Source organism: Bradyrhizobium sp. USDA3010, assembly GCF_056429065.1.
Genome location: NZ_JBWJZD010000024.1, coordinates 45,086 through 71,674, shown reverse-complemented (window position 1 = coordinate 71,674; position 26,589 = coordinate 45,086). Strand labels below are relative to the sequence as shown.

Genomic DNA, 26,589 nt, shown 5'->3' with positions numbered 1-26,589 from the left:
CCGGCGACGGAGCTTTGAGCATCCGCGTCGCCCGCCTTGGCGGGCAGTTCGGCCCATAAATCAAGCGGCGGGCGTCGCTCATTTCCGCTATGATCAAGTCATGACGATCGGGATTACCGGACCCGGCCGGAAGGTACCACGGCAAAGTGGCGTGGTCAGGCTGATCGTTGCGGCCGTCGTCATCACGATTTGCCTGATCCTGCTCTCGTTCGCGAGCGACTTCCTGGTCGATTGGCTTTGGTTTTCCTCGATCGGCTATCTCGAGGTTTTCCTGACGGCGATCGGCGCCAAGGCGACCGTCTTTTTCGCGGTCTTGGCGGCGACCGCCGTCGTCCTCTGGCTGAACGGAGTGCTGGCGGCGCGGTTTGCGATGCAGCAGCCGCGACAGATTCCGGCCGCCCCGTGGAAGGTGGCCGGTGTTTTGCCGCCGCCCCCCGATCCGTCCGCAATACTGCGCGATCGATTGACCCGGCCCTGGTTCATCGCGCTCGGTGCAGGTTTGCTCGGCGTGCTGGTTGCCGCAAGCGAAGCCGGTAATTGGGGCATCTTCCTGCAGTTTCTCTACCACGTGCCCTATGGCGCGGAGGATCCGCTCTACAACAGGGACATCGGCTTCTATCTCTTTGCGCTACCCGCCTATCTCGCGATCAAAAACTGGATGCTGCTCGCAATCGTCCTGAGCGCGCTGTTTGCCGGAGCGATCTATTGGGCGCGCGGCGACATCGAGTACGATGTTCACAACCGATCGATCTCGCCGACGGTGATCGCACATGGCTCGGGGCTGGTTGGCCTTCTGTTCGCGGTGAAGGCCTGGTCCTATGGGCTCGACCGCTATCTGCTGCTCTACGGCGACAATGGTGTCGTGGTCGGGGCAAGCTACACCGATGTCCATCTGGGGCTGCCGGCCCTGTGGCTGATGATCGGGATTTCGATCATCGCGGCGTTCATCGCATGGGCCAATTTGCGCGCCCGCACCTACCGGCTTCTTGCCGCCGGGTTCATCCTCGTCGGCGCCGGCTCTGTCGTGCTGTCGAGCATCGTCCCTTCGCTGTTCCGGCACTTCGTCGTCAAACCGACGGAGTTGCAGCTGGAGAAGCCGTACATTGAACGCAACATCGCGCTCACCAGGCAGGCCTACAATCTCGACCGGATCGCAGCCAAGCCGTTTGCCGCCGAACAGCGCCTGACCTTCAAGACGCTGGAAGCGAACAAGGCCACCATCGACAATATACGGCTCTGGGACTGGCTGCCGCTGTCGAATACCTACGCGCAACTGCAGGAGATCCGTACCTACTACAAATTCCACGATCTTGACGTCGATCGCTACTGGCTCGACGGCTCTTACCAGAGCGTGATGCTCTCGGCCCGCGAACTGCGGGCCTCGCTGCTGCCGGCGAATGCCCAGACCTGGGTCAACCGCCACGTGCTGTTTACGCACGGCAACGGCGCGGTGATGAGCCCGGTCACCCGCAAGAGCACGGAAGGACTGCCGTTCTTCTATTTGCGCGATATTCCGCCGGTTGCGGACGGCGGCCCCAGGATCGAGGAACCGCGCATCTACTTCGGCGAAGAGAGCGACGACTACGTCATCGTCAAGGCCAGCATCCCGGAGTTCGATTATCCAAAGGGGAAAGACAACGTCTATGCGGCCTATGACGGCAGTGGCGGTGTTCCGATCGGAGCATTGGGATGGAGAACGCTGTTCGCCTACTACTTCAATGACGCGAATCTGGTCCTCTCAAGCTACATCACGGCCGACAGCCGGATCATGATCCGGCGCAATATCACGGAACGGGTGCGCATGATCGCTCCATTCCTCAGGCTCGATCATGATCCCTATCTGGTCATCAGCAACGGGCGGCTGTTCTGGATACAGGACGCCTACACCACGAGCTCCTATTTCCCCTCCGCGCAGCCCGTGCCGGAGCTCGATCTCAACTACATCAGGAATTCGGTGAAAATTGTCGTCGATGCCTATAACGGGACGGTCGATTTCTATCTGATCGACCCACGCGACCCCATTGCAGCGACCTACCAGCGCATCTTTCCGAGCCTGTTCAAGCCGTTCACGGCCATGCCGGCGGATTTGCAGAAGCACATTCGCTATCCGGAAGATCTGTTCCTGATTCAGGCGCGGCTCTATCAAACCTATCACATGGAGCAGGCCGAAACTTTCTATAACCGCGAGGACTTCTGGCAGTTTCCGCGACAGCCGGGCGGCGATGGCACCTCGGTGATGACCCCCTATTACATCATCATGCGGCTGCCCGGCGAGCCGCAGGCCGAGTTCTTCCTGATGCTTCCCATGGTGCCGAGCCGTCGCGACAACATGATCGCGTGGCTCGCTGCGCGTTGCGACGCGCCCGACTACGGCAAACTGATCGTCTACGAATTCCCAAAGGACAAGCTTGTCTACGGGCCGTTTCAGATCGAGGCGCGGATCAACCAGAACACCGAGATCTCGCAACAACTCACGCTGTGGAATCAGATGGGCTCGCGGGTGATACGCGGTGCGAACCTGCTGGTGATCCCGATCGAGAACTCGATCCTTTATGTCTCGCCGCTCTATATGCGCGCCGAGCTTGGTCACCTGCCGGAGCTGAAACGCGTGATCGCAGCCTACGGTGAGCATGTCGTGATGAAGGAGACGCTCGCTGATGCCCTGGCCGCGTTGTTCGCAGAGCCTGGTGCGGTGCCGGCCGTTTCAAACGCAACGGAAGCGGTGTCCCCTGCGGGCGGGGCGGCGAGCCCGGCGCAGCAGGCGCTCGATCGCTACAATCAGGCGGTGGAGCGATTGAAGGCCGGAGACTTGAAAGGTTTCGGCACGCAGTTCGATGCCCTGCGCGAGCCCCTGGAGGAAATGAACCGGCGCTCCGTCGGTCACTAATGGCGCGGGGGAATCGTGAGCGCGGACGCGCGCCTCAATTGGGTGCTGTTAAAGGCTACATTTCAATTTCAATGACATAAGAGTTCGCAGTCTTGTTCTGGACGGCGCGCCATTTCCGCGTCGCCTGCGATGCCGCCGATCAATCGTCGCAATTGCTGGTGCCTCCGGTGACGTTCCGGATCCTTGCCACGATCTCCGGCCGGTTGCTCTCGAGCCAGGCCACGGCGTCGGGTCCATCGACAACGCACGCGAAGGTTTCCCAGGTTGGGTCCTCCAGCGATTCCGGTTGCAGTCGCTTCGCCGCATACTCAACGAGGTCGTGCAAGCGTTCATAGCCTCGTCGGCGCTCGAGGGAATCTGCAATCGCTGTGCTGGCCCATCCTCGCTGGGCCAAATCGATAATGCTCGGAGCGTCAGCCTCGCTGAACCAGGGTGTGGCATCGAACTCGATGCAGCGGACATTATCGGCGGTATGGCAAGTCGCGTGGATCATTGGATTCCTCCGTTCGCCGGCTAACAACCTGCGCTGGCATTGCTCTTGGAGTTTCACATCGCCGCCTCGCACGCCTCAGGCTTTGACCAGGTCCCCCAGCAGGTTCGCCGCCACCGTCAGCTTGGCGAGCGTCAGGCCGCTGGCCGCGATCTCCTCGACCGAGCGGCGGATGCGCGTCGCTTCGGGGTGGGCCGCGAGCCAGGTCTCGACAGCCTGCTGGCCGGACTGCCCGGTTGCCAGCATATCCGCGGCCAGTCTTCTTTCGGCGCCAGCGATCTGCTCAACGGCGCGATCGATCGCCATGCGTTCGAAATAATCGTTTGCCGGCACGCTGCGCGCGGCGGCGACGATGCGGTCGAGGCGGAAATTCGCTTCGGCGGCGAAGAAGGTCGCGGCGGCGTCGCCGATGGGGCGGGCGGTGCGCTCGGCGACCGTCACGATATCGGGTGCCGATGCCAGAGCGTCGAGATCGGCGAGTTCGCCGGCGAGGCCGGCCGGGACACCGGCATCGGTCAGGTCCTGCCGACGCTTGGCACGTGCGGCCTGCAAGTCCGGCGGCAGCGCGGTGTCGAGCCCTGCGACGATCTGGCGGATAGCCGGGCCGAAGCGCGCGACGACGGCCTCCAGCCCGTCCTTGAAATCAACATTGCGCACGTACCAGACCATGCGGGAGAGCAGGAGGTCCTGGACAGACGCGTAGAGGGACAGCTGCACCTGCCCGTCGATGCAGGTATCGAGTGCATCGATCGCGTCACTGAGCCACTTGAGCCCGTAGCATTCATCGACTGCCACATAGGCCATGACGATGGTCGGGATATCGGCGTCCGTCTCGTCGATCAGGCGCACGACACAGGCCGGGCCGCCGCGGTTGATCACCGCATTGGCGAGGCTCGTCGCGATGATCTCCCGCCGCAGGCGGTGGAATTCGACCGCTGTCGGGAATTTGTCCTGAACCTCGCGCGGAAAATACTGGGATAGTTCCCGGGCAAGATAGGGATCATCGGGCACGCTGGTGACGAGCAGGTCATCGTGAAGCGTCAGCTTGGCGTAGGCGAGCAGCACGGCAAGCTCGGGCCGTGTGAGGGAATGGCCGCGCCGTGTGCGCTCGGTGAGCGCTGCGTCGTCGGGCAGGAACTCCACCGCGCGGCTGAGCAAATCGCGCTGCTCGAGCGACTGCATCAGGCGCGTGAGGAAGCCGGTCTCGGCCACGCCCTTGCGTTCGGCGAGCGAGAGCGCCAGCGACTGCAGATAGTTGTTGCGCAGCACCAGCGTGCCGACCTCGTCGGTCATCGCGGCCAGCAGACTGTTGCGGTCCGCGGGGCTGAGCCGTCCCTCGCGCTCGAGCCGCGCCAGCGCAATCTTGATATTGACCTCGACGTCGGACGTGTTCACGCCGGCCGAGTTGTCGATGGCGTCGGTGTTGAGCTTGACGCCCCTCTGCGCCGCCTCGATGCGACCGCGCTGGGTGACGCCGAGATTGGCGCCTTCGCCGATCACCCGGGCCCGCACGTCGCTGCCCGTGATGCGGATTGGATCGTTGGCGCGGTCGCCGGCCTGATCGTCGCTTTCCGCGGCGGAGCGGACATAGGTGCCGATGCCGCCAAACCACAGGAGATCCGCGCGCGCCTTCAGGATTGCCGTCATCACCTCGAAAGGCGTCGCTTGCGGCTTGTCGAGATCGAGCAGGGCGCGTACCTCCGGAGCGAGCGGGATCGCCTTGAGCTGGCGCGAGAACACGCCGCCGCCCGCCGAGATCAGCGACTTGTTGTAGTCCTGCCAGCTCGATCGCGGCAGGTCGAACAGACGCTTGCGCTCGGCGAGGCTGATCGCGGGATCAGGCGCGGGATCGATGAAGATGTCGCGGTGATCGAAAGCCGCCACAAGCTTTGTCGCCGGCGACAGCAGCATGCCATTGCCGAAAACGTCGCCGGACATGTCACCCACGCCGACCGCGGTGAACGGCATGGTCTGAATGTCGGTGCCGAGCTCGCGGAAGTGGCGCTTGACCGCTTCCCAGGCGCCGCGCGCCGTGATCCCCATCTTCTTGTGGTCGTAGCCCTGGCTGCCGCCGGAAGCGAAGGCATCGCCGAGCCAATGGTTTTTCTCGGCCGAGATCGCGTTGGCGATGTCGGAGAAGGTGGCGGTGCCCTTGTCGGCGGCGACAACGAGGTAGGGGTCGTCGCCGTCGTGGCGCACGGTGGAGTCGGGCGGCACGACGATGTCGCCGTCGAGATTGTCGGTGAGCTCCAGCAGCGAGCGAACGAAGATGCGATAGGCTTCGGTGCCTTCCGCGAGCCAGGCGTCGCGATTGGCAGGCGGCGGCAGGCGCTTGGGCACGAAGCCACCCTTGGCGCCGACCGGCACGATCACGGCGTTCTTGACCTGCTGCGCTTTCACGAGGCCGAGGATCTCGGTGCGGAAATCCTGCGGCCGGTCGGACCAGCGCAAGCCACCGCGCGCAACCTTGCCGAAGCGCAGGTGAATACCTTCGACACGAGGTGAATAGACGAAGATCTCGTAGAGAGGTCGTGGAGCCGGCAGGTCGTCGATCCGGCGCGCGTCGAACTTGAAGGAGATCACCGGACGCGGATGTCCATCCTCGCCGATCTGCCACAGATTGGTGCGAATCGTCGCCTGCACCAGGTTGGTGAAACGGCGCAGGATGCGGTCCTCGTCCAGCGAGGCGACGGATTTGAGTTGCTCCTCGACCTCGGCAAGCAGGGCCGTCTCGCGTGCCGAGCGCTCGGCATCCGTGGAGGCGAGGCGTGGATCGAGGCGGGTCTGGAACAACGCGACGAGGTTGGCCGTGATCGCGGCGTTCTTGCGCAAGGTCTCCCACATATAATCCTGGGTGAACGGCGCGCGGATCTGGTGCAGGTAACGGGACAGTGCCCGGATGGTCGAGACTTCCCGCCAGCCCAGGGCGGTGCGCAGGATCAGGCCGTTGTATCCATCGGATTCGGCGTGATCGCGGACCACCGCCATGATCGAGGCTTCAAGGCGATGGCTGAATTCCGGGCTGATCGTGATCGGCTGGCCGTCGCTGGCTTCGATCGTCATCTCGTGGAGCCAAACCGGCGGGGGCGCCGGCGTGGCGCGCGGCGCGATCTGATAGGTGCGTTCGTTGACCACATGCAGGCCGTGATTTTCGATCACGGGCACGCGGTAGGACAGCGACAGGGGCGCGCCGTGCGAAAACACCCTCAGTCCGAAGCGCTTTTGATCGGCCTCGCTTTCGTCACGGTAAACCGAAATCGCCACGGGGCGGGTTGGCGTAAGCTTTTCGATGGTGGCGATATCGGTGATCGCCCGTTCCGCGCTGAACACCTCGGTATAGCCGCCGCTAAACGCCTGGGCATATCGGTTGGTGAGCATGCGCGCCCGCATGCCGTCGGTAGAGGCAGTGAGCGCGGCCTTCAGCTTGTCGGCCCACGTCGCGGCAATGGCGCTGATCCCGGCTTCGAGCGTGGCGCGTTCGACGACGGGAGTTTTGCCGTCATAGCGCCCGATGATGTAGTGGACGCGCACAAGCGCCCCTTCAGGGAATGAAACGTAGGAGGCCGACAGCGTCCCCTTGTAGACCTGCGACAGGAAGGCACCGACGCGGGTGCGGACGTCCGTGTCGTATTTGTCGCGCGGAATGAAAGTGAGAATGGAGACGAAGCGATCGAACTTGTCCACCCGCGCCAGCGCGCGGACGCGCGGACGCTCGTAGAGGATCAGGATCTCCATGATGAAATTGTAGAGCGTGTCGACGTCGATCTGGAACAGTTCGTCACGCGGATATTCTTCGAGGATATGCATAAGCGCCTTGCCCGAATGGCTGTTCGGGTCGAAGCCGGCGCGTTGCAGCGCGCGCGTCACCTTGTGGCGGACATAAGGGATCTGTCGTGCGGAGCGGGTATAGGCGCCCGAGGTGAACAGGCCGACGACCCGCAATTCGCCCTCCAGCCGGCCGTCGGGCGTATAGAGCTTGATGCCGACATAATCCATGCGAATGCGACGATGAACGCGGCTGGAGACGTTGGCCTTGATGACGATGAGCAGGGTGGGGTCGTGCATGAACTCGCGTATTTCCGACGTCATCACCACCATTTCGCTACCGCGGCGCAGCACCTTCGCATCCGGATCGCGGAGGACGCCGAGGCCTTTGCCCGTCGTGATGTCGTCGGATGCATCGCTGTCGGGCGAGAAGCGATATTCGCGCACGCCGAGGAAGGTGAAATTGTCCGCGCAAAGCCATTGCAGGAACTGGTTGGCCTCGGCGACCTCGTCGATCGGCAGCGGCGGCGGATTGGAAGAGAAGGTCTTGATCGCGTCCTCGACCCGGTCGCGCATGGCACGCCAGTCGGTGACGCAGGCGCGGACGTCGTTCAACGTCCTGGTGAGGCCGTCGATCAGCTTCTGGCGATCGGCATCGGCGTCCAGGCGGGTGATGTGGAGGTGAATCAGGCTTTCCCGCGTGCCGTTTACTCCCGCCGGCAGCGTTTCGCCGTGGAAGCGCAGGAGCTTGCCTTGGCTGTCGCGCTCCACCGCCAGGATCGGGTGAGCGACGAGGGTGACTTCGATGCCTTGCTCGGCCAGCTCCGCCGTCGTGGAATCGAACAGGAAGGGCATGTTGTCGTTGAGAATCTCGAGCACGGAAATCTCGCGCCCGTCCGGCATCATCGGATTGACGACACGGATATCGGCGCTGCCGGCCGTACGCTGCTGCACGTGCTCCCAGGCTTGTTCCGCCAGGAAGGCCAGCGACAGGGCATCGTGATTGGCGAGGTCCTCGACATTGGTGTAGCCGAACAGAAGTTCGGCAAAGCTCCGGGGCGCCTTGCCCGGCTGCACGCTTCCCGCGGCATCGCGGATCAGGGTTGAACGGGCCTTATCGTCACGCCAAGCCATAATGTCCTCCATTTGCCGCGCCGTCCGATCGCGTTCGCGATCATCAGCTTGATTCTGGAGTGCATCGCTTCGAGCGCCACAGCCTTGACCGCGATCGAGTGCGTACGCGAAATCCCCGGTCTCAAAGTCGCGACAACTCCCGACGACAATACTCCGATCCCAAAGCTATCCAAGGCGCATGCTGTCGGGAGAAGTATTGAGATGCCCTGCTGCAGCGCGTGAGGCCGAAGTCGGCGCAGAGGCTGCCGAACCATTATGGTTGGCCAAAATCACAAGCAATTTCAATCGAGTATGAGTTCACAGCGCTGCGGTGCAGCTGTTCAACGCCGCGCCGCTGCGCGAATTTCCGAAGGCGTTGCGCCGTAACGGCGACGAAAGATGCGGTTGAAGTAGGACAAGTCTCCGAATCCGGCTTCGAACGCGATGCTGGAGATGTTGCGTTCATCCCAGAGCCGATCGATCAGCAGCCGATGCGCGCTGGTCAAGCGGGCATCCAGCACGAATTCCGAGAAGCTTGTGTCCTGGTCCGCAAATAGCCGCTGCACGCTGCGCGGCGGAAGACGCTGGCGCGCTGCGACCGCGCGCAGCGACAGGTCGGGATCGCAGAGATGCGCGCTGATGTCGGCCTTGATTGCGGCGAGCCGAGCGGCCCGCAGCCCGCGGCTTTCGGCCAGCGCCGCTCCGTCGCTCGTGGCGCCGATCGCGAGCGCCGCCAGATCGTACACATGGGTGACGACGGCGCGCTGCAGCTCGTACGTCGTCAGTCGCGCCCCGGTCTGCAACTGCCTGACATAGTTCACGAGCAGACGAAGTGCGTCCGTGCCGGGCAGCAGACGCATCAGCGCATCCTCGGGCCTGGACACGAGCGATGCGACGGCCTTGCGCTGCAGCGGAATCGTGATGAAGCATGACGGTGACGACGTGGCGGACATGCTGGTCTCAGCCGCCGACATCAACAGCGCGTCGCCCGCACGGAGCGTGACCTCTCGACCGCCTTGCGCTGCGACCCCGGTGCCGCTCGTAAAGACCTTCAGAACGAGATCGTCACGGTCGTCCAGCAGATCGCGCGTCCTTGCCGCGCGTATATTGACGCTCGCGCCCGACACGATCGCGAGCCCAGGGAGCGCCTGCACCACCAGGTCAGCGCGGAACGGGTCATCGGAAAGCGGCCCCAGATCGAACTTCACGGTCGCGCGTCCGATGACCTCCCGCAGAATCATCAGCCGGTCCCGCTCCGGCCAATCGGCGCTCGAGAATCGAAACGTGCTGCAGTCCGGCAGTTTCGGGAACGAGGAGGCTGGATCATCTGCTCGCATGATGTTCTCGGCCGTGTTTCCAACCGGTCAACCGCTCGCCGCCTTCAGAGGGGAACTCATGCCCGTTCTACGGCGGGGCAGGGCGGGGAAGCTAGGACGGTCGCGTCAAGGGCCTGGTTTGAGGCGCCATCGATCCGACGCGTCATCAACGCCTTGGCGTTGCGCGAATCTCCGACGGCGTCGCGCCGTAGCGGCGGCGAATGGCGCGGTTGAAGTAGGACAGGTCGCCGAACCCGACTTCGAACGCGATGCTGGAGATGTTGCGGTCGCGCCAGCGTGGATCGGTCAGCAGGCGGTAGGCGTGAGCGAGGCGCGCGTCGAGCACGTATTCCGAGAAACTCGTGTCCTGTTCGGCGAACAGCCTTTGAAGGCTGCGCGGCGACAGATGCTGGCGCGCGGCAACCGCGGTCAATGTGAGGGCGGGATCGCCGAGATGGGAATTGATATCGGCCTTGACGGCGGCGCGCCGCGCCGTCCGCAGCCCGCGGCTTTCAGCAACGGCCGCGCCGTCGCGCGTGGCACCGATCACCAACGCCGCGAGGTCGTACAGATGGGTGACGACGACATGCTGCAGCTCGCCAGTGGCCATCCGATCCATGCGGTTCAGCTCGTCGGCGTAAAAGGTAAGCAGTCGCAATGCCTCGATGTCGCGTGGGACCGGACGCATCAGCGCATCCTCGGGGTTGGGCACGAACGGCGTAAGCGCCTTGCGCGGCAGCCGCAGACTGAGGAAGCGCACAAGCGACGGGTAGACGCTCACCCGCGGTTCCGCGGTCGACATCAGAATGGCATCGCCGGTGTCGCCGGTGGCCTCGCGTCTCCGGTGCGTGATGATGGGCGCGCCGCTCAGCGCGATCCCGAGCACGAGATCGTCGCTGCCGTCGAGCAACTCGCGGGTCACGGCGGCGCGCAAATTGGCCAATGCCCAGGAACCGAGCCAAAGCCCGGGCAGCGCCAGTACCGTCGCCTCGGCATGGAACGCTCCGTCGGACAACGGCTCCGTGTCGAGCTGGATGACCGTGCGCCCGATCGACTCGCGCCAGATTGCCAGTCGATCCCGTGCCGGCCAATCGGCGGTCGAGAACCGGAAAGTCGTAGGCGCCTGTTGCTCTGACATCGTCGGCTCGTTCCCGTGCCGTGGCATCCGCTGTTGCGGCATTGCGTCACCCGACCCGAAAAGTCAACGGTGGCGTCTGTGTCCTAGATCACGGTGCGCCAGCCCAAGAACACCGGTCCGATCACCTCCTACACGTCGTGCCACCGGAACCGATCAACGGGAGTTTTTTTGCGTGTCTCGGAACAGGACTGGGCGCCGGTCGGGATATCGGCCTGCGACCTTCGGCTCCACCACCCAGGATCTGATCAGCGCCTGCTGCCAAGGGCGAGATCGACTGCAAACTTTGACAACGATTTTGCCGCTTGAGGACCGGTTCGCGGCGAGGAACCGGTGAGACGCATGACGAAAACGGCGTTGATGATCGGAGCGACAGGAGGCGTAGGGCGCGAAGCCGCAAGGGCCTTGGTGCGCCGCGGCTGGCACCTTCGGTGCCTGAGCCGCACGCCAAATCCGGCTTCCGCCTCTCTACCGGGCAACGGCGTCGGCTGGATCAAGGGAGACGCGATGAAGGCGGATGACGTGGTCAACGCAGCCAGAGATGTCGCCCTCATCGTTCACGCAGCCAATCCACCGCGGTACCAGAACTGGCGTGGCCTCGCGATGCCGATGCTTCGTAACTCCATCGAAGCGGCGAGAGCCTCAAACGCGCGACTGATCTTCCCTGGCAATCTGTATAACTTCGGCGCCGACGCCGGTCCGCTGTTGTCCGAGACTACGCCGCAGCAGCCGAACACGCGCAAGGGCCGCGTTCGCTGCGAGATGGAAGACATGCTGAGGGCGGCGGCGGCGACCGGGATCCGATCGCTTGTCGTGCGCGCCGGCGACGTGTTTGGTGGACATGGGCCATCCTCAAATTTTTCGAATGTTCTGATCAAGCCGAGGCAGACGCTGCGTGCCATCTCATATCCCGGTCCTCCTGCGACGGGTCATGCCTGGGCCTATCTGCCGGACTACGCCGAAGCGATTGCGCGACTTGCAGAGATCGAAGCCGATCTGCCGCCGTTCGACGTGTTTCACTTTGGCGGACACTGGATCGAGCCCGGGATCGAGCTCGCTCAATCCATTCGTCGCGCGGCCGGAAGGCTCGACCTCCCCATTCGCCGCTTTCCATGGCTGGCCGTCCGGCTGCTCGCGCCCTTCGTTCCGCTCCTGCGTGAGGTGGAAGAAGTTCGCTATCTCTGGGATGTCCCGCTTCGGCTCGATAATTCCAAGCTGATTGCGTTGATCGGCGACGAGCCTCACACACCTCTCGACCAGGCAGTTCGCGCCAGCCTGTTCGAGCTCGGGTGCTTGTCGAGTTGAAGGTGAAGTTGCAAAAAATGGAGACCAAAATGCCAGTACTGATGGTTCGCGGCGATGTCGAGGACTTCGACAGATGGAAGCAGGTTTTTGACGGGAATGCCGAGGCGCGAACCGCGCATGGTTGCCGCCGCGTCCGCCGCTTTCGCTCGACGGCAAACCCCAACCACCTGCTGATCCTGTTCGACTGGGACACCGAGGAAAATGCGAAGACCTTCAGCTCCAGTCCGCAGCTCGAAAGAACTCAGGCCAAAGCCGGCATTTTGCCGGGGCGAGAGACCGCCTTTTTCGAGGAATTCTGACATGCTCACACAGAGGTCGCCAATGTCGAAACGACTTCGCTCCAGCGCGATTGCGCGATGGTACATCATCGCGGCCGCCATCTATCTTTGCATCGGACTTGCCGTCGGCATCGGCATGGGTATTGCCGAGGACTTCAAATACGTGGTCGTGCACGCCCACCTGAATCTACTCGGCTGGGCGACGATGTGTCTCTACGGGCTCGTCCTGCAGGCGTTCCCGGAACTAGGCGCATCTCGGCTCGTACGCTGGCAGTTCGCTGCCGCGAACCTTGGCGTCGTCATTTTCGTCCCAGGGCTCGTTCTTGTGGTTGCCGGCGTCACTCACGTCGCTGCAATCGTAGGGTCACTCATTTCCTTTGTCGGCGCCTTGCTCTTTGTCGGCCTGCTGATCGGATCGTTACGTCAGGGACGCGGCGAGACGGAGCAGCCTGGCCCGAGCAGCACGTCGACAGCCGCTCATTGACCCATAATCAATCCTCGCCAGGATCAGGAGGGGTCCGCAATCAGCGATCACGCCGGGACGACGATATGGTCCGGCGCAATGCCCGCCCGGTGACGCTCATACATCGCGGTGTAGGCGGCCTCGATATCCCGGGTGAAACGCTTGGTATCGAACAACGGTGCCGTCAGCCGGTTGGCCGCCAGCCTGGTTCTGAGCGCCGCGAGCCTCGAAGGATCGGTCGCAAGATCGACCGCCATGCGCTCGTAAGCCTCCGGAGATTCCGCAACAAGCTCGGGCAGGCCGACCGCATGGAGCAAGCTTGCCGCGACCCGACCGGCAAACGTGTCGCCGAGAATGGTCAGCACCGGCAGGCCGGCCCATAACGCATCGCTGGCGGTCGTGTGGGCGTTGCAGGGAATGCTGTCGAGGAACAGGCCGGCGAGGCGATGGCGTGCGAGGTGGTCGGGCATCGGCACGCGCGGTGCGAACACAAGGCGCTCCGCAGCGACGCCGCGCGCGACCGCCTCCTTGCGCAGATTTGCGGCAGCGCGGGCGTTGCCTTCGAGCAGCCACAACATGCTGCCCTCGACGTGGCCGAGAATCCTCATCCACCGATCGAACATGTCAGGCGTGATCTTGTAGTTGTTGTTGAAGCAACAGAACACGAAGCCCGTCGGCGCCAGCCCGACGTCGCCGCGTGTGAACACACGATCGGCAATGACGCGCTTGTCGTCGTTGGCCTGATAGCTGTTGGGCAGGGCGACCACCTTTTCGCTGTAGAATTCGCGATGGTGGTCCGGGATCACGGTACGATCGGCGATGATGTAGTCGATGAACGGGGCACCGAGTGTTCCCGGGTAACCCAGATAATTGACCTGGATGGGGGCAGGCCGGCGGCCAAGGACCCTGGTGCGCGATTCCCCGGTAAAGCCTTTCAAATCAACCAGGATATCGATTTCGAATCGTCTGATCAGGTCGGCGACCTCATCGTCGCTCATGTCCCGGACCTCGACAAATCGATCGAACGATGCCTCCAGCCGTCGACGTATCTCCGGGTCGTTGTTGGGCGACCATGAGATTGCCACCGTCTCGAATTTCGACCGGTCGTGGCACTCGAACATCCCTGCCATCAAATGCGACGTCGCGTGGTTGCAAAAATCCGACGAGAAATAGCCGATCCGAATTCGATCGTGATGGTAGCGCTCGCCTCGCCATCGCTCGCTTTTTGACGGCGGATGATTCTTCGCGGTCCATCGCGTGGCGCAAAGCAGCTGGTCGGCGGCCGATGAAGGAATGCCAAACAACAGGAATGGCGGCGGAATCGCGTTCCGATTCCTGATCGACCTGATGAATTGGTCGCACTCGGCATCGAAGTCGACCCAGTCGCAAATGTGAGATTTGGCGTGCAGACGATCGCCCTCGATGTCGGCCTGGTCCGGCTTGAGCGCGACGGCCTTGTCATAGGCAGCGAGTGCCTCGTCGTAGCGTGCCAGAATGGATAGAACCTTGCCGCGGTTGGCATGGGCAGCCGCATCGTCGCCTTTGTGCTGGATCGCCTTGTCGATGCTGGCGAGCGCCGCCTCATGATGCTTGAGCTTGAACAGCGCCGTGCCGCGGTTGTTGTAGGCTTCGGCATAATCGGGTTGCAGCGCGATCGCCTGGTCGTAGCTTGCAATTGCCTCTTCGAGACGATCCAGCTTGATCAGCACGTTGCCGCGGTTGTAGCACGCGCCGGCAATTCCCGGCGCCCGGTCGTAGCTCGCGAGCGCATCATCGAACCTTTCGAGGTCATTGAGCACGTTGCCGCGATCGTTGTGTGCACCGGCATCGCTGGGCTTGAGCGCAATCGCCCGGTCCAGGCTCGCCAGGGCCGCCTCGAGCCGCCCCAGCTTTCTCAGCCCGGCGCCCCTGTTTCGATAGGCATCCGCATGGCCAGGCACGAGCGCGATCACGCGATCGTAGCTTGCGAGCGCCTCCTCGTGGCGCCCGAGCTCCGCGAGCGTAAGTCCGCGATTGTAGAGCGCCGGCGCAAGGTCTGGCTTGAGCGCGATCGCCCTGTCGAAGCTCGCGAGCGCTTCGTCGAGGCGACGCAATCCGCGCAGCGCATTGCCGAGGTTGTTGTGCGCGTCCGCGACGTTGCCGTTGAGCCTGATCGCTCGCCGGATCAGCTCAACGCCGCGCTCGCTGCGGCCGGTCTGCGCGGAAATCAGGCCCAGCAGATGCAGCGCATTGAAGTCGTTTGGCTGCTGCCGGAGAATGTCTTCGTAGATCTTCTCTGCTGCCGCCAACTGCCCCCGCTGATGCAGCGCGACAGCCTGCGCGAAGGCGAGCTGCAAGGCGGTCGAATTGGATTTTTGAGGTTCACCTGTATCGGGCATTCGACTTCTTCACGCGCTCCCCGGAATAGCGTGGCTGAAACGGATCGTCCCTGGCCGGCCTGCCGGCTGCCTGCCATTTGATATCTGCTTTGCCTCGAAAGCAACCGGCGGACGTGGGGCACCCACTCGCGATGGGCGAGGCGCGCGTCCGCCGGAAAACCGGGATGCTTCTCGATTGCAGTTCGTCGATACGCCAACGCGGTCGGCGCGTGCTTACGCTGCGACCAGGACCGGTTGCGCCGGCCGCCGGGTGATCGTCAGTGACAGCACGGCTGCGACGATGCCGGTCAAGCCGGCGATCATGAAGGCCTGCAGATAATCGCCCTGGGCCGAGCGCATGAAGCCGGCAAGGAACGCGGCGCAGGCGGCGCCGAGCTGATGGCCTGCAACCACCCAGCCGAACACCAGCGGCGCGTTCTTGTCGCCGAACGCCTCGTTGGCGATGCGCACGGTCGGCGGCACGGTCGCGATCCAGTCGAGACCGTAGAACACCGCGAATACCGACAGGCTGACCAGCGAGAAATCCGAGTAGGGCAGGTAGATCAGCGACAGGCCGCGCAGCCCGTAATAGAAGAACAGCAGCTTGCGCGGATCGAAACGGTCGGTGAGCCAGCCCGAGAGCGTGGTGCCGAACAGGTCGAAGAATCCCATCAGCGCGAGCAGGCTCGCCGCCTGCACCTCGACGATGCCATGGTCGCCGCAGAACGCGATCAGATGGGTGCCGACCAGCCCGTTGGTGGTGAAGCCGCAGATGAAGAAGGTCGCGAACAGGAACCAGAACGCCCGCGTCTTCGCGGCGCGCGCGAGGTTTGAGAACGCGGCGGTGAACGGGTTGCCCTCAGCCTTCGGCGCGGCATGATCCTCGTGCGGGCTGCCGAACGAGCGCAGGCCGACCGACGCGGGCCGCTCCGGCACCAGGAAATACACCAGCGGGATCAGCGCCGCGCAGCACGCGGCAACCGTCAGCACCACCGGCTTCCAGCCGCCCCATTCCACCAGCGCCGCGAGGCCCGGCATGAAGATCAGCGTGCCGGTCGCGGTCGACGCCGTCAAAAGCCCCATGACGAGGCCGCGATTGGTGGTGAACCAGCGATTGACGATGGTGGCGCCGAGCACGTTGGCGACCGCGCCCGAGCCGATGCCGGAGAGCAGTCCCCAGCTCATGAACAATTGCCACGGCGCGGTCATGAAATAGCTGACGCCGGTCGAGGCCGACATCAGCACCAGCGCGCCCAGCACCGTGCGGCGGATGCCGAAGCGCTGCATCACGGCCGCCGCGAACGGGCCCGCGAGGCCGTAGAGGAAGATGCCGACCGCGGCCGACGACGAGATCACGCCGACATCCCAGCCGAACGCCTTTTGCAGCGGCAGCATCAGCACGCCCGGCGTTGAACGCAGGCCGGCGGAGGCAAGCAGCGCGAGGAAGATCACGGCGACGACGACGAAAGCGTAGTTCTGGCCGAACGGCCGTCTCGAGGTGGCGGCGGGTTGAATGGAGGCATCGGGCATGTTACTTACCGGTACGTGTTGCGATGCGGCGTGTATACGTACCGGTCAGTAACATTGTCAAGCGTGCCCAGCGCAAAATCTGGAGGGAGCCGTCATGAAGAAGACCGCCGAGCCGTCTGCGGAACGCCCCGTGCGCGCCGCCGACCGGATCCGCGCCTCCGCGCGCGAGCTGTTCTATCGCGAGGGCATCCGCGCCGTCGGCGTCGACGAGGTGGTCGACCGCGCCGGCGTCACCAAGCCGAGCCTCTATCGCAGCTTCGCCTCCAAGGACGATCTCGCCGCCGCCTATATGCGCGATTACGACCTGGCCTTCTGGGAGGAATTCGAGAAGCCCGGCGGCAAATCCTATTCGGATGCGCGCGAGCACGTGCTCGCCTACATTCGTGACCTGTCGACGCGCGCGGTGCGCAAGGGCTATCGCGGCTGCGGCCTCAGCAACGCGACCGTGGAATATCCGGCGCGGGACAATCCCGCACGGCAGGTCGCCGAAGCCCACAAGAAGGTGTTTCGCAAGCGCCTGCGCGAGCTCGCGGCCGGCATGGGCGCGCGCCACCCCGCCGTGCTCGGCGATGCCCTGCTGCTGCTGATCGAAGGCATCTACGTCACCGGCCAGCAGTCGGAAGACGGACCGGCGCAGTCGGCGCTCGCGGCGGCGAAGCTCCTGATCGATGCGAGCGTCGCGAAGGGTTGACGTTGAGCGGCGCCGCAGGTCCACCTCTCCCTCGGGGGAGGTCGGCGCACTCGGATCGGCGCTTTGCGCCGTCCGAGCACGGGCTCCGCGCCGGGTGAGGGGTTACGGTCCCTCGTGTACCGATCAGGACCGTAACGCATCGATGGCGTGGGCAACGAGAATGCCGACGCTCACTATAATCAAAAGGGAAATTATCACGTTAAACATGGGCTCTACGAAAGCGTCCGGCCCATAATCAGTCAAAAGATTTCGCGCCATCGCGCTTGTTTCGTGCGACACTGATGCGCTCACGACACGGAATAAAAGCCGCCCCTGGCATCCCTCAGGGAGCGCCACCATGCTCCCACAATTTCAGAGGGATTTTTCCCATGCTGTTGAAATCGATTGCTGATTGCCTGTGACCTGTTGCTCTTCTTCGCGAACGCTCCGCGGGAGTACGTCGTCCGCCACGCGAGCAACCCTCTTTTCCTTGCCAGGCCAATCAGCCGGCTCAGGACCAGCGTCGAAAGACGAGACTGGCGTTGACGCCGCCAAATCCAAAACCGTTCGAGATCGCGTGTTCGATCGGCATCGGCCGCGCGACGTTCGCGACCAGGTCGATGCCCTGCGCGGCCGGATCGGCGTTCTCCAGGTTGAGCGTGGGCGGCGCCACCTGATCGCGCAGTGCCAGGATCGTGAAGATCGCCTCGATTCCGCCGGCAGCCCCAAGCAGATGTCCTGTCGCCGACTTGGTCGCGCTGACGGCAACGCGCCCCTCGCGCCCGAACACGCGCGTGATGGCCGCGAGTTCGCTGAGATCGCCGACCGGCGTCGATGTCGAATGCGCGTTGAGATGCTGGATCTGGCCCGGCCGGAGCCCGGCCTGCCGCAGCGCCGCCTCCATCGCGCGCCGGGCGCCGTCGCCGTCTTCGGGACCTGCGGTGATGTGATAGGCGTCCGCCGTCGTGCCGTAGCCGACGAGCTCGGCGATCGGCCTGGCGCCGCGCCGCAGCGCGTGGTCGAGCTCCTCGATGACGAGCACGCCGGCGCCTTCGCCCATCACGAAGCCGTCGCGGTCGCGGTCGAACGGCCGCGAGGCCCGGGCCGGCGTGTCGTTGAACGACGTCGAAAGCGCCCGCGCCGCCGCAAAGCCGCCGAGGCTCACCGGATCGATGCAGGCCTCCGTGCCGCCGCAGATCGCGATGTCGGCCTCATTGGACCTGATCAGGCGCGCGGCATCGCCGATCGCCTGCACGCTCGCGGCGCAAGCGGTCACCGGCGCGCCGATCGGACCCTTGAAGCCGTATCGGATGCTGATGTGCCCGGCCGCGAGATTGGCCAGGAAGGAGGGAACGGTGAACGGCGACAGCCGGCGCAGCCCGCTCGTCTCCGCCGTGCGCACGGCGTCCGCGATCGCGGGAAACCCGCCGATGCCGGATGCGATCACGGTCGCGGTGCGCTCCTGCGCAAGCGCCTCGGCCGGCATCCAGCCGGCCTGCGCCACGGCTTCCGCCGCGGCCAGCAGCGCGAACAGGATGAACCGGTCCATCTTCTTCTGGTCCTTGCGCGGCGCCGCAGAATCGGGATCGAAGCCGCCCTCGGCATCGTCGGTCTTGCCAGGAACCTGTCCTGCGACGCGCCCCGGCAGTGCCGCCGCCCACGCCGGCAATGCGCCAAGCCCGGAACGGCCCGCAAGCAGCCTCGACCAGACCAGTTCGGTGCCACAGCCCAGCGGGGACACCGTCCCCAGGCCCGTCACAACAATTCGACGCATGGTTCTCCTGTCGCGCCCTTCGTGCGAACCGGCATGGCCGGGATTCGCAGCTGCCCGGGCGTCGGGTCGTTATATGATGTATATCATCTATGATCTTGGCGGGCCGGGCGTCAAGGTGACGGCTCCGCTGCGCGCTTGACGCGAAGCCGTTCCGTAAGGCGATTAGCGAGGCACTGATGCGCTCCCGAGCGGCCGGGTAGCAAGCCAAGGAAGCCGCCGAGCAACTGAGGCGAGCCCAGAAAGCTCCTGCGCCGACCTCGGCGCGGGACGTCGTTGGGACTGCGCTAGAAGTTCGCCAACGCGGCCTAGATGCCGGCATCTTCAAGTTTGACTATTGCGCTGCGCGCCTCTCAAGACCGTATCTCAATGCAGATTGCTAGTCCGTTCAGATTAGGCACGGCTGGCGACCATTGTACAAAAAGCTGCGAATCGATCAAAAGTTGAAATGCGCCTCTCGGCTCGCGTCGCTATGCTGAGGGTTGGAGCAGTACCGGCTGTGTTTAATAATCTCGAAATACAAAATCCGAAACGGAACAGCCGAGCCAACTCCGGTTGGGAAGGTTTCTTCCCGTACTACGCTGGCTTTCCCGAGAGTTTCGCTGCCGGGATGTTGTGTAGTAGCGGTCTTCCTCTCACTGCAAGAATTTTCGATCCATGGAACGGGAGTGGCACTACAACGTACGCGGCGTCGCGGCTAGGCTTCGCTGCCGTTGGTCACGACATAAATCCGGCGATGGTGGTGATTGCGCGCGCACGCCTGCTGGCTTCTTCTGAGGCGGATAGCCTCGAACCCTTGGCTGGAGAAATACTAAAATCTGCTATTGGCAAGCTGAAGAAAGCCGAGATCGATAGCTCAGATCCCCTATTGTCTTGGTATACTCCAAAGTCGGCGATTTTCCTAAGAACACTTGAACGCGAAATACGCTCTCACTTGATCGGGGAGTTGTCCCTGCCACCTGATGGAAGGCTTGATCGGATTTCCGGTATCGCCGCGACTCTCTACGTCGCGCTTTTTTCGGTATCGAGAAAGCTCCTGTCTCAATTTCAATCCTCCAATCCGACATGGCTCAAATTCCCAGCTGATGGGCAGCGGAAGGTCGCGCTTGACGGAAATCGGTTGGGGACGCAAATGATCGATACCGTGCGGAGTATGGCTGGCGCCTTGTGTTCGGAATCGGTGACGCGACTTAATGAATTTGGTGTCGCCGACATGTCGGTGACCGATTACTGTCAAGCGATTAAAGCTAAGAAGATAGTTGTTAACGAGGAGTACCAGAGGAAGGAGGGGCTGTGGAATAATTCCGCTCGATCTTTCTTCATTGAGTCTATTCTGCTCGAATACCCAATTCCCAAACTTTTTCTGTATGCGAAACTTGATCTCAAAACCCGTGAGACGATCAAAGAAATCGTAGATGGTCAGCAGAGAAGCCAATCCCTCGTTGCATTCTTCGAGAATCGACTTCCGCTAGCTGAAGCACAACTCTTCTTTGAGGAGTTGATGAAGTAGGGCAACACCTTATTCATTCGGTCGAGCCATCTTCGCCTTCACGTTGCTCCCGAGAAACGAGATGCCGCAGTAGTGGAGTCATGGAAGCTGTTGGAAGCATGGCTTCAGCAGTGCTGAGCGAGCAGTTCTCCCGGTGGCGAGGTTTCGAGACCCCCCGATTGTGCGTTGTTATTTATCTCGTTGCAGCTCGGATAGCTCTCACTTGCACGCACTTAATTAGTGTACCACCGTCACCGTGGCCAATCACTTCATCTCCTCCAGCATCTTCCGCACGTCCCCCAACACCTCCCGTATCTGCCTCCGCTCGGCGATCGCATCCCTGCTGAACCGGCCGTGCTTGCGCGCGTTCCGGTTTGCTCTGGGCGCGCCGGACCCCTTTGCGCCGCCGTGCATGCGGCAGCGCGTCTTGCCGCGCACCGCCGGCGCGCGGCACGAACCGCCGCAGCGGGTTTTGGCGCCGCAGCGCGCGCTCGCCAGCATCAGGCCGATCGTGCCGCTGTGACCGCTCATGCCTGCGAGTCCTGCCTGGCATCGGCGCAATCATGCCGTCGCCTGGAGCCCGCGGGCCTCAGCGCCCGCGCTGCGGGTGCCGGCTCCTTGTCCGAGACGATCACGCTCGCATGCTGGGTGACGTTGCCGACAATGGCGTTGCCGCCGTCCTCCACCTTCACGTTCTGCACGGTGATGGCGGGCTCGCGCTGGCTGCGGTAGCGGGTCAGCGCGTCGATCTGGGCGGGAAACGTGCGGGTGAGCCGGCCGAGCGCCCGCGCGGCGCTGTCGTGCTGGGCGAGGTCGTCGGCATGCGCGAGGTGATGGGCGCAGCGCATCGCCATCACATGAACCGAAACCATCTGCGCCACCAGCATGGCCTCGACGGAATCCCGTGGGCCAATGCTCTTCACCATCGAGATCATGAAGGCGAGGTTGACCTTGCAGGCCTTGCCGCCGCTCACGCTGGCCTTGACCAATTGCCGCAGGATGCCCTCCATCGCGTCGCGATCGGCGACGCCCAGCGCGTTCGCCATCAGCTGTTCGCCGAGCTTCGGGTCGGGGTGGTCGATGGCGTAGCCGCGCGGCGAGAGCTTGATCCGCGGCGTTGTGGCAGCGGGGGTCCGATCGGTTGCGGCCGTCGTCGTCGGCATGGTGATGTCAGGTGCAGTGGTCATGTCGATTGTCCCTGGAACGCGCGCGGCGCGCGCGCAGGCGATCGCTCGCTGCGGGCGCCGGTGCGATGTCAATTGTGAGGAGGGGTTGGTCGCAAGCGCACCCGGCGCGCCCGCTGGTGCGGGCGAGGGGGTGTTTGCACGATTTCGGAATATTGGAAAAATACCCCTGAGTTGCCCGACGTGTCAAGTTGCCTCGTCGAACGCCGGCCGCCGCCCGCTCCTTTGCATGGGGTTGTTTTCGATATTTTGGCGGCGCGCCCTGCGGCGGGGCGTTCCGGCACCATCACCCGCAGTCATGCCGGCAAGGCACGGGGCGATAACCGGCCGGCGGGTATCGCGTGCCGATCGGATCACTATACTGGCCGGAACGTTGCGACCCAGGCGCGGCCTGACCGCCGGCCTGCGGATCAAGGACACTCGATGAGCGAAACCCGATGAGCGAAACCGAATGAGCGAAACCATTGGCTACCCCGATCCCGGCCTCGATCTGTCCGATGGTTTCAGGCCGCACACCTCGCATTGGGGCGTGTTTTCGGCGCGGCTCGGCAAAGCCGGCCTCGAAGTCCGGCCCTACGGCGGCGATCCCGATCCGAACCGCATCATCAACAACTTCCCCGGCGCGCTGCGCCACCAGGCGCGCATCGCGCAGCCGGCGATCCGCCGCGGCTGGCTCGAGCGCGGTCCGGGTCCCGACGATCGGCGCGGCCGCGACGAGTTCGTCTCGGTCAGCTGGGAGCAGGTGCTCGACCTGCTCGGCGGCGAGCTTGCGCGGATCCGCGACACGGTCGGTCCCGGCGCGGTGTTCGGCGGCTCCTATGGCTGGTCGAGCGCGGGCCGCTTCCATCACGCGCAGAGCCAGGTGCATCGCTTCCTCAACATCGCACTCGGCGGCTATGTCCGTTCGGTGAACAGCTATTCCTCGGGCGCGTCCTCGGTGCTGCTGCCGCAGATTCTGTCGGGTTACGAGGACGTCACCAAGCGCAACGTCACCTGGGAGCAGATCGCAGCCGAGACCGACATCGTGCTGGCATTCGGCGGCATGGCGCTGAAGAACTCCATGGTGGCCGGCGGCTCGATCAGCAAGCATGTCGAGCGCGGCGCCATGGAAGCGGCGCAGCGGCGCGGCTGCAAGTTCATCCTGGTCAGCCCGCTGCGCGACGATCTGCCGGTCGAGGCCGGCGCCGAATGGCTGACGGCGGTGCCCGGCACCGACACCGCGCTGATGCTCGGCATCGTCCACACCCTGGTCGGCGAAGGCCTGCACGATCAGGCCTTCCTCGATCGCTACACCGAGGGCTGGCCGGTGTTCCTGCGCTATCTCATGGGCGAGAGCGACGGTGTGCCGAAGAGCGCCGAATGGGCCGCCGCGATCTGCGGCATCGACGCCGACACCATCAAGGCGCTGGCGCGGCGGCTCGCCGGGCGGCGCGCGCTGATCACCGTCTCGCATTCGCTGCAGCGCGCCGAGCATGGCGAGCAGCCGGTGTGGATGGGCATGGTGCTGGCGGCAGCGCTCGGCCAGATCGGCCTGCCCGGCGGCGGCTACGCCTATTCGCTCGGCGCGATCGGCTATTACGGGCGCCGCGTCAATGCCGTGCCCGGACCGACGCTGGGGCAGGGCCGCAACGGCGTCGCCGACTTCATTCCGGTGGCGCGCATCGCCGACATGCTGCTCAATCCCGGCACCACCTATCGCTACAATGGCGAGACGCGGACCTATCCGGATATCCGCCTGGTTTATTGGGCCGGCGGCAATCCGTTCCACCATCACCAGGACCTCAACCGCCTGCGCAAGGCCTTTGCCCGGCTCGACACGCTGGTGGTGCACGAGCTGGCCTGGACCGCCACCGCCCGCCACGCCGACATCGTGCTGCCCTCGACCATGACGCTGGAGCGCGAGGACATCGGCTATTCCAGCAACGATCCCTTGATGGTCGCGATGCACCGGATCGCCGAGCCGTTCGGGCTTGCCCGCGACGACTACGAGATCTTCGCCGATCTCGCCGAGCGGTTAGGGGCTCGCGAGCCCTTCACCGAAGGGCGCACGTCGCGGCAATGGCTGGCGCATCTCTACGAGCCGACCCGCAAGGCGCTCGCCGCGCGCGGGCTGGAGGCCCCTCACTTCGAGGAATTCTGGCAGCGCGGCAGCCTGGTCGTGCCGCAGCATCTCGACGACGGCGGCTCGCTGCGCCGTTTCCGCGAAGACCCGGTCGCGCGGCCGCTGCCGACGCCGAGCGGGCGGATCGAGATCTTCTCGCAGAAGATCGCGGGCCACGGCGATGCGGACTGCCCGGGCCATCCGGTCTGGCTTGCGAAGACCGACACGCCGACATCAGGTGCGCCGTGCTTCCTCGTCGCCAACCAGCCGGTGACGCGCCTGCACAGCCAGCTCGACTTCGGCGGGCACTCGCAGGAGGCTAAGCATCGCGGCCGCGAGGTCGCGCGCATGAACCCGCGCGACGCCGCGGCGCGCGGCATCGCCGATGGCGACATCATCCGCATCTTCAACGCCCGCGGCGCCTGCCTTGCCGCGGTGCATGTCACCGACGGCATCGCGCCCGGCGTGGTGCAGCTGCCGACCGGCGCCTGGTACGACCCGATGGATCCCGAGGAGGAGGCGCCGCTCTGCGTCCACGGCAATCCGAACGTGCTGACCCGCGACGTCGGCACCTCATCGTTCGCGCAAGGCTGCACCGGCCAGCTCACGACCGTCGAGGTCGAGCGCTTCAACGGCAATCTGCCGCCGATCCGGGCGTTCGATCCGGTGTAGCCGGGGAGGCGTACGGCCGATCACGAACAAATCATCGGTCGGCCGCTGGATGGCGCCCGACCGTTCGGCTACGGCATCACGAAGTCGTCCTTGAGTCTGGATTTGCCGAGATGCACCTGAAATCCATGTTTCGTCTTGCCGTCGCTGCGACCGTCGCGCTCGGTTCGTCCAACGCATCCGCGCAATCCGCCGCCGAACCGGCCTATGGACCGGAGTTGCAGGGTTTCGACTATCCCTACCCGCTGGAGCACTATCGCTTCAGCTCGCAGGGGCAGGAGCTCGACATGGCCTATCTCGACGTCAAGCCGGCGACGCCGAACGGGCAGACCGCGGTGCTGCTGCACGGCAAGAATTTCTGTGCCGCGACCTGGGACGGCACCATCAAGGCGCTCAGCGGCGCCGGCTATCGCGTGATCGCGATGGACCAGATCGGGTTCTGCAAATCCTCTAAGCCGGAACGCTATCAGTTCACCTTCCAGCAGCTCGCCGGCAACAGCCGTGCGCTGCTGGCTTCGCTTGGGATTGAACACGCGATCATGGTCGGCCACTCGACCGGCGGCATGCTGGCGATGCGCTACGCGCTGATGTATCCGGACGCCACCGACCGCCTGGTGCTGGTCGATCCGATCGGGCTGGAGGACTGGAAGGCCAAGGGCGTGCCGTGGCTCAGCCTCGACGGCTGGATGCAGCGCGAGACGCGCGTCACCGCGGACAGCATCCGCGCCTATGAGCGCGCCACCTACTACGCCGACACCTGGGATCCGTCCTACGAGACCTGGGTGCAGATGCTGGCCGGCATGTATCGCGGGGAGGGCCGCGCCGCCGTGGCGTCGAGCTCGGCGCGGCTCTACGACATGATCGCGACCCAGCCGGTGTTCTACGAATTCGAGCAGATCAAGCCGCCGACGCTGCTGTTTGTCGGCGACAAGGACACCACCGCGATCGGCAAGGACACCGCGCCGCCCGAGATCCGCAAGACGCTCGGCAATTATCCGGTGCTGGGCAAGGAGGCCGCGAAGCGGATCCCGCACGCACAGCTGATCGAATTCCCCGACCTCGGCCATTCGCCGCAGATCCAGGCGCCGGCGCGCTTCCACGACGCGCTGCTCGGCTGGCTGCAGCATCCGGAAACCGGCGCGGCGCTGGTCAAGTAGCAACGGTGGGACAAGCGGACGACATCATGACGACAGCCGAATTGGTCAGCGTGTTCACCGTGGATGGGCAGGGCGGCAATCCCTGTCCGATCGTGGTCGATGCGAGCGGCATGAGCGCGTCCGAGATGCAGGACGTTGCGCGCCGTCATGGTCACGAGTCCGGCTTCGTGTTGCCGGCACAGAGTGACGATTTCGACGCCACGTTCCGCTTCTTCGTTCCGAACCACGAAATGGAGATGTGCGGCCACGCGACCATCGGTGCGCTCTGGCTGCTGGCGCGCCATGGAAAGCTGCCGGGCGATACGGTCCGGATCTCGACGCGCAGCGGCCCCGTCACCGGCTTCATCAGCCGGGATCGCAACGGCGAGCCCAGCGTCGAGATCACCCAGCCCGTGGGGAAGACCGTTCCGCTCACCGATGCGCAACGCGAAGACGTGCTGCGGGCGCTCGCGGTCGGGCCGGATGCGATCGGCCGGGCGACGCCCTGCAATGCGGTCACATCGCGGATCAAGACGTTGATCCCGATGCGCTCTCCCGAGGCGTTGAATGCGCTGGATCCCGCGGCCGAGGCGGTCGAAGCGGTCTGCGGCCGGATTGGATCGACCGGGCTCTACCCGTTCGCGGTGATCGACCGCGAGGCGCGTCTGTTCGAGGCGCGGCAATTCCCGCGCTCGTCCGGCTATCGCGAGGATGCCGCAACCGGCATCGCGGCCGCGGCGCTCGCATTCGGCCTGCTCGACAGCGGCCTGGTCGCGCCGAACGACGCGGAGATTCGCATCCTGCAGGGCAGGGCGATGGGGCGCCTGTCGGAGATTCGCGTCCGCATCGGCTTCGCCGGCGGCCGTCCTGTCGGTTGCCTGCTCGGCGGCAATGTCGTGCTGATGGCCGCGCCGTCACACTGATGCGAGC

Annotated in this window: 18 protein-coding genes; 9 read left to right on the top strand and 9 right to left on the bottom strand. The window is 64.3% G+C overall.

The features are described 5' to 3' along the window. Nucleotides 1-100 precede the first annotated feature (100 nt). Nucleotides 101-2,887, top strand: a complete 2,787-nt coding sequence (locus tag AC066Y_RS29605) for a UPF0182 family membrane protein (protein WP_478276952.1) — start codon at nt 101-103, stop codon at nt 2,885-2,887. 139 nt (nt 2,888-3,026) lie between these two features. Here AC066Y_RS29605 and AC066Y_RS29600 read toward each other — a convergent pair whose 3' ends face one another. The 4 genes from AC066Y_RS29600 to AC066Y_RS29585 form a co-directional block, all read right to left on the bottom strand. After that, the gene (locus tag AC066Y_RS29600) at nt 3,027-3,380 is read right to left on the bottom strand and encodes a hypothetical protein (RefSeq protein ID WP_478276951.1); all 354 of its coding nucleotides are present in this window, start codon (nt 3,378-3,380) and stop codon (nt 3,027-3,029) included. Nucleotides 3,381-3,455: 75 nt separating this feature from the next. Further along, nucleotides 3,456-8,288 carry an NAD-glutamate dehydrogenase gene (locus AC066Y_RS29595; protein ID WP_478276950.1) on the bottom strand — a complete coding sequence of 1,611 codons (4,833 nt, stop codon included), beginning with the start codon at nt 8,286-8,288 and terminating at the stop codon, nt 3,456-3,458. A 308-nt stretch (nt 8,289-8,596) separates the two neighbouring features. Further along, nucleotides 8,597-9,496, bottom strand: coding sequence for an AraC family transcriptional regulator (locus AC066Y_RS29590; RefSeq protein WP_478276949.1), 900 nt, complete (start codon nt 9,494-9,496; stop codon nt 8,597-8,599). A gap of 241 nt (nt 9,497-9,737) precedes the next feature. After that, entirely contained in the window at nt 9,738-10,751 is a 1,014-nt protein-coding gene (locus tag AC066Y_RS29585; protein ID WP_478276948.1) for an AraC family transcriptional regulator, read from the bottom strand. Between the two features lie 297 nt (nt 10,752-11,048). On the opposite strand from AC066Y_RS29585, the gene AC066Y_RS29580 reads away from it, so the two are divergent. The 3 genes from AC066Y_RS29580 to AC066Y_RS29570 are packed head-to-tail and all read left to right on the top strand — an operon-like array spanning nt 11,049 to nt 12,773. Beyond that, complete coding sequence (locus AC066Y_RS29580; RefSeq protein WP_478276947.1) at nt 11,049-12,011, top strand: NAD-dependent epimerase/dehydratase family protein; 963 nt, start codon at nt 11,049-11,051, stop codon at nt 12,009-12,011. A 2-nt stretch (nt 12,012-12,013) separates the two neighbouring features. Next, nucleotides 12,014-12,310: an antibiotic biosynthesis monooxygenase family protein gene (locus AC066Y_RS29575; protein WP_478276995.1), complete on the top strand. Its 297-nt coding sequence runs from the start codon at nt 12,014-12,016 to the stop codon at nt 12,308-12,310. Between the two features lie 22 nt (nt 12,311-12,332). After that, nucleotides 12,333-12,773 (top strand): hypothetical protein, encoded by a 441-nt coding sequence (locus tag AC066Y_RS29570; RefSeq protein ID WP_478276946.1) that lies wholly within the window; start codon nt 12,333-12,335, stop codon nt 12,771-12,773. A 47-nt stretch (nt 12,774-12,820) separates the two neighbouring features. Here AC066Y_RS29570 and AC066Y_RS29565 read toward each other — a convergent pair whose 3' ends face one another. After that, the gene (locus AC066Y_RS29565) at nt 12,821-15,130 is read right to left on the bottom strand and encodes a tetratricopeptide repeat protein (RefSeq protein WP_478276945.1); all 2,310 of its coding nucleotides are present in this window, start codon (nt 15,128-15,130) and stop codon (nt 12,821-12,823) included. 213 nt (nt 15,131-15,343) lie between these two features. Beyond that, entirely contained in the window at nt 15,344-16,639 is a 1,296-nt protein-coding gene (locus AC066Y_RS29560) for an MFS transporter (RefSeq protein ID WP_478276944.1), read from the bottom strand. 94 nt (nt 16,640-16,733) lie between these two features. Between AC066Y_RS29560 and AC066Y_RS29555 the strand changes: the two genes are divergently transcribed. After that, nucleotides 16,734-17,330 carry a TetR/AcrR family transcriptional regulator gene (locus AC066Y_RS29555; protein WP_478276943.1) on the top strand — a complete coding sequence of 199 codons (597 nt, stop codon included), beginning with the start codon at nt 16,734-16,736 and terminating at the stop codon, nt 17,328-17,330. A gap of 490 nt (nt 17,331-17,820) precedes the next feature. On the opposite strand, the gene fabF is transcribed toward AC066Y_RS29555, so the two are convergent. Beyond that, on the bottom strand, nt 17,821-19,083 hold the full coding sequence (gene fabF / locus AC066Y_RS29550) for a beta-ketoacyl-ACP synthase II (protein ID WP_478276942.1): 1,263 nt from the start codon (nt 19,081-19,083) through the stop codon (nt 17,821-17,823). 496 nt (nt 19,084-19,579) lie between these two features. Between fabF and AC066Y_RS29545 the strand changes: the two genes are divergently transcribed. Then, on the top strand, nt 19,580-20,590 hold the full coding sequence (locus tag AC066Y_RS29545; RefSeq protein ID WP_478276941.1) for a DUF262 domain-containing protein: 1,011 nt from the start codon (nt 19,580-19,582) through the stop codon (nt 20,588-20,590). A gap of 243 nt (nt 20,591-20,833) precedes the next feature. On the opposite strand, the gene AC066Y_RS29540 is transcribed toward AC066Y_RS29545, so the two are convergent. After that, entirely contained in the window at nt 20,834-21,100 is a 267-nt protein-coding gene (locus AC066Y_RS29540) for an HGGxSTG domain-containing protein (RefSeq protein WP_478276940.1), read from the bottom strand. Next, nucleotides 21,097-21,756, bottom strand: a complete 660-nt coding sequence (locus tag AC066Y_RS29535; protein ID WP_478276939.1) for a hypothetical protein — start codon at nt 21,754-21,756, stop codon at nt 21,097-21,099. Before AC066Y_RS29535 ends, AC066Y_RS29540 begins: the two co-directional genes overlap by 4 nt. 448 nt (nt 21,757-22,204) lie before the next feature. Here AC066Y_RS29535 and AC066Y_RS29530 point away from each other — a divergent pair, with 448 nt between their 5' ends. From AC066Y_RS29530 to AC066Y_RS29520, 3 genes are all read left to right on the top strand, one after another. Continuing rightward, nucleotides 22,205-24,526, top strand: coding sequence for a molybdopterin guanine dinucleotide-containing S/N-oxide reductase (locus AC066Y_RS29530; RefSeq protein WP_478276938.1), 2,322 nt, complete (start codon nt 22,205-22,207; stop codon nt 24,524-24,526). 110 nt (nt 24,527-24,636) lie between these two features. Further along, the gene (locus AC066Y_RS29525) at nt 24,637-25,680 is read left to right on the top strand and encodes an alpha/beta fold hydrolase (RefSeq protein ID WP_478276937.1); all 1,044 of its coding nucleotides are present in this window, start codon (nt 24,637-24,639) and stop codon (nt 25,678-25,680) included. A gap of 26 nt (nt 25,681-25,706) precedes the next feature. Then, entirely contained in the window at nt 25,707-26,582 is an 876-nt protein-coding gene (locus AC066Y_RS29520; protein WP_478276936.1) for a PhzF family phenazine biosynthesis protein, read from the top strand. The last annotated feature ends 7 nt before the right edge of the window (nt 26,583-26,589 follow it).

Coding starts and splice junctions, on each gene's coding strand:
- AC066Y_RS29605 (WP_478276952.1), top strand. CDS start 101: ATGACGATCGGGATTACCGGACCCGGCCGGAAGGTACCACGGCAAAGT.
- AC066Y_RS29600 (WP_478276951.1), bottom strand. CDS start 3,380: ATGATCCACGCGACTTGCCATACCGCCGATAATGTCCGCTGCATCGAG.
- AC066Y_RS29595 (WP_478276950.1), bottom strand. CDS start 8,288: ATGGAGGACATTATGGCTTGGCGTGACGATAAGGCCCGTTCAACCCTG.
- AC066Y_RS29590 (WP_478276949.1), bottom strand. CDS start 9,496: ATGATTCTGCGGGAGGTCATCGGACGCGCGACCGTGAAGTTCGATCTG.
- AC066Y_RS29585 (WP_478276948.1), bottom strand. CDS start 10,751: ATGCCGCAACAGCGGATGCCACGGCACGGGAACGAGCCGACGATGTCA.
- AC066Y_RS29580 (WP_478276947.1), top strand. CDS start 11,049: ATGACGAAAACGGCGTTGATGATCGGAGCGACAGGAGGCGTAGGGCGC.
- AC066Y_RS29570 (WP_478276946.1), top strand. CDS start 12,333: ATGTCGAAACGACTTCGCTCCAGCGCGATTGCGCGATGGTACATCATC.
- AC066Y_RS29565 (WP_478276945.1), bottom strand. CDS start 15,130: ATGCCCGATACAGGTGAACCTCAAAAATCCAATTCGACCGCCTTGCAG.
- AC066Y_RS29560 (WP_478276944.1), bottom strand. CDS start 16,639: ATGCCCGATGCCTCCATTCAACCCGCCGCCACCTCGAGACGGCCGTTC.
- AC066Y_RS29555 (WP_478276943.1), top strand. CDS start 16,734: ATGAAGAAGACCGCCGAGCCGTCTGCGGAACGCCCCGTGCGCGCCGCC.
- fabF (WP_478276942.1), bottom strand. CDS start 19,083: ATGCGTCGAATTGTTGTGACGGGCCTGGGGACGGTGTCCCCGCTGGGC.
- AC066Y_RS29540 (WP_478276940.1), bottom strand. CDS start 21,100: ATGAGCGGTCACAGCGGCACGATCGGCCTGATGCTGGCGAGCGCGCGC.
- AC066Y_RS29535 (WP_478276939.1), bottom strand. CDS start 21,756: ATGACCACTGCACCTGACATCACCATGCCGACGACGACGGCCGCAACC.
- AC066Y_RS29530 (WP_478276938.1), top strand. CDS start 22,205: ATGAGCGAAACCATTGGCTACCCCGATCCCGGCCTCGATCTGTCCGAT.
- AC066Y_RS29525 (WP_478276937.1), top strand. CDS start 24,637: ATGCACCTGAAATCCATGTTTCGTCTTGCCGTCGCTGCGACCGTCGCG.
- AC066Y_RS29520 (WP_478276936.1), top strand. CDS start 25,707: ATGACGACAGCCGAATTGGTCAGCGTGTTCACCGTGGATGGGCAGGGC.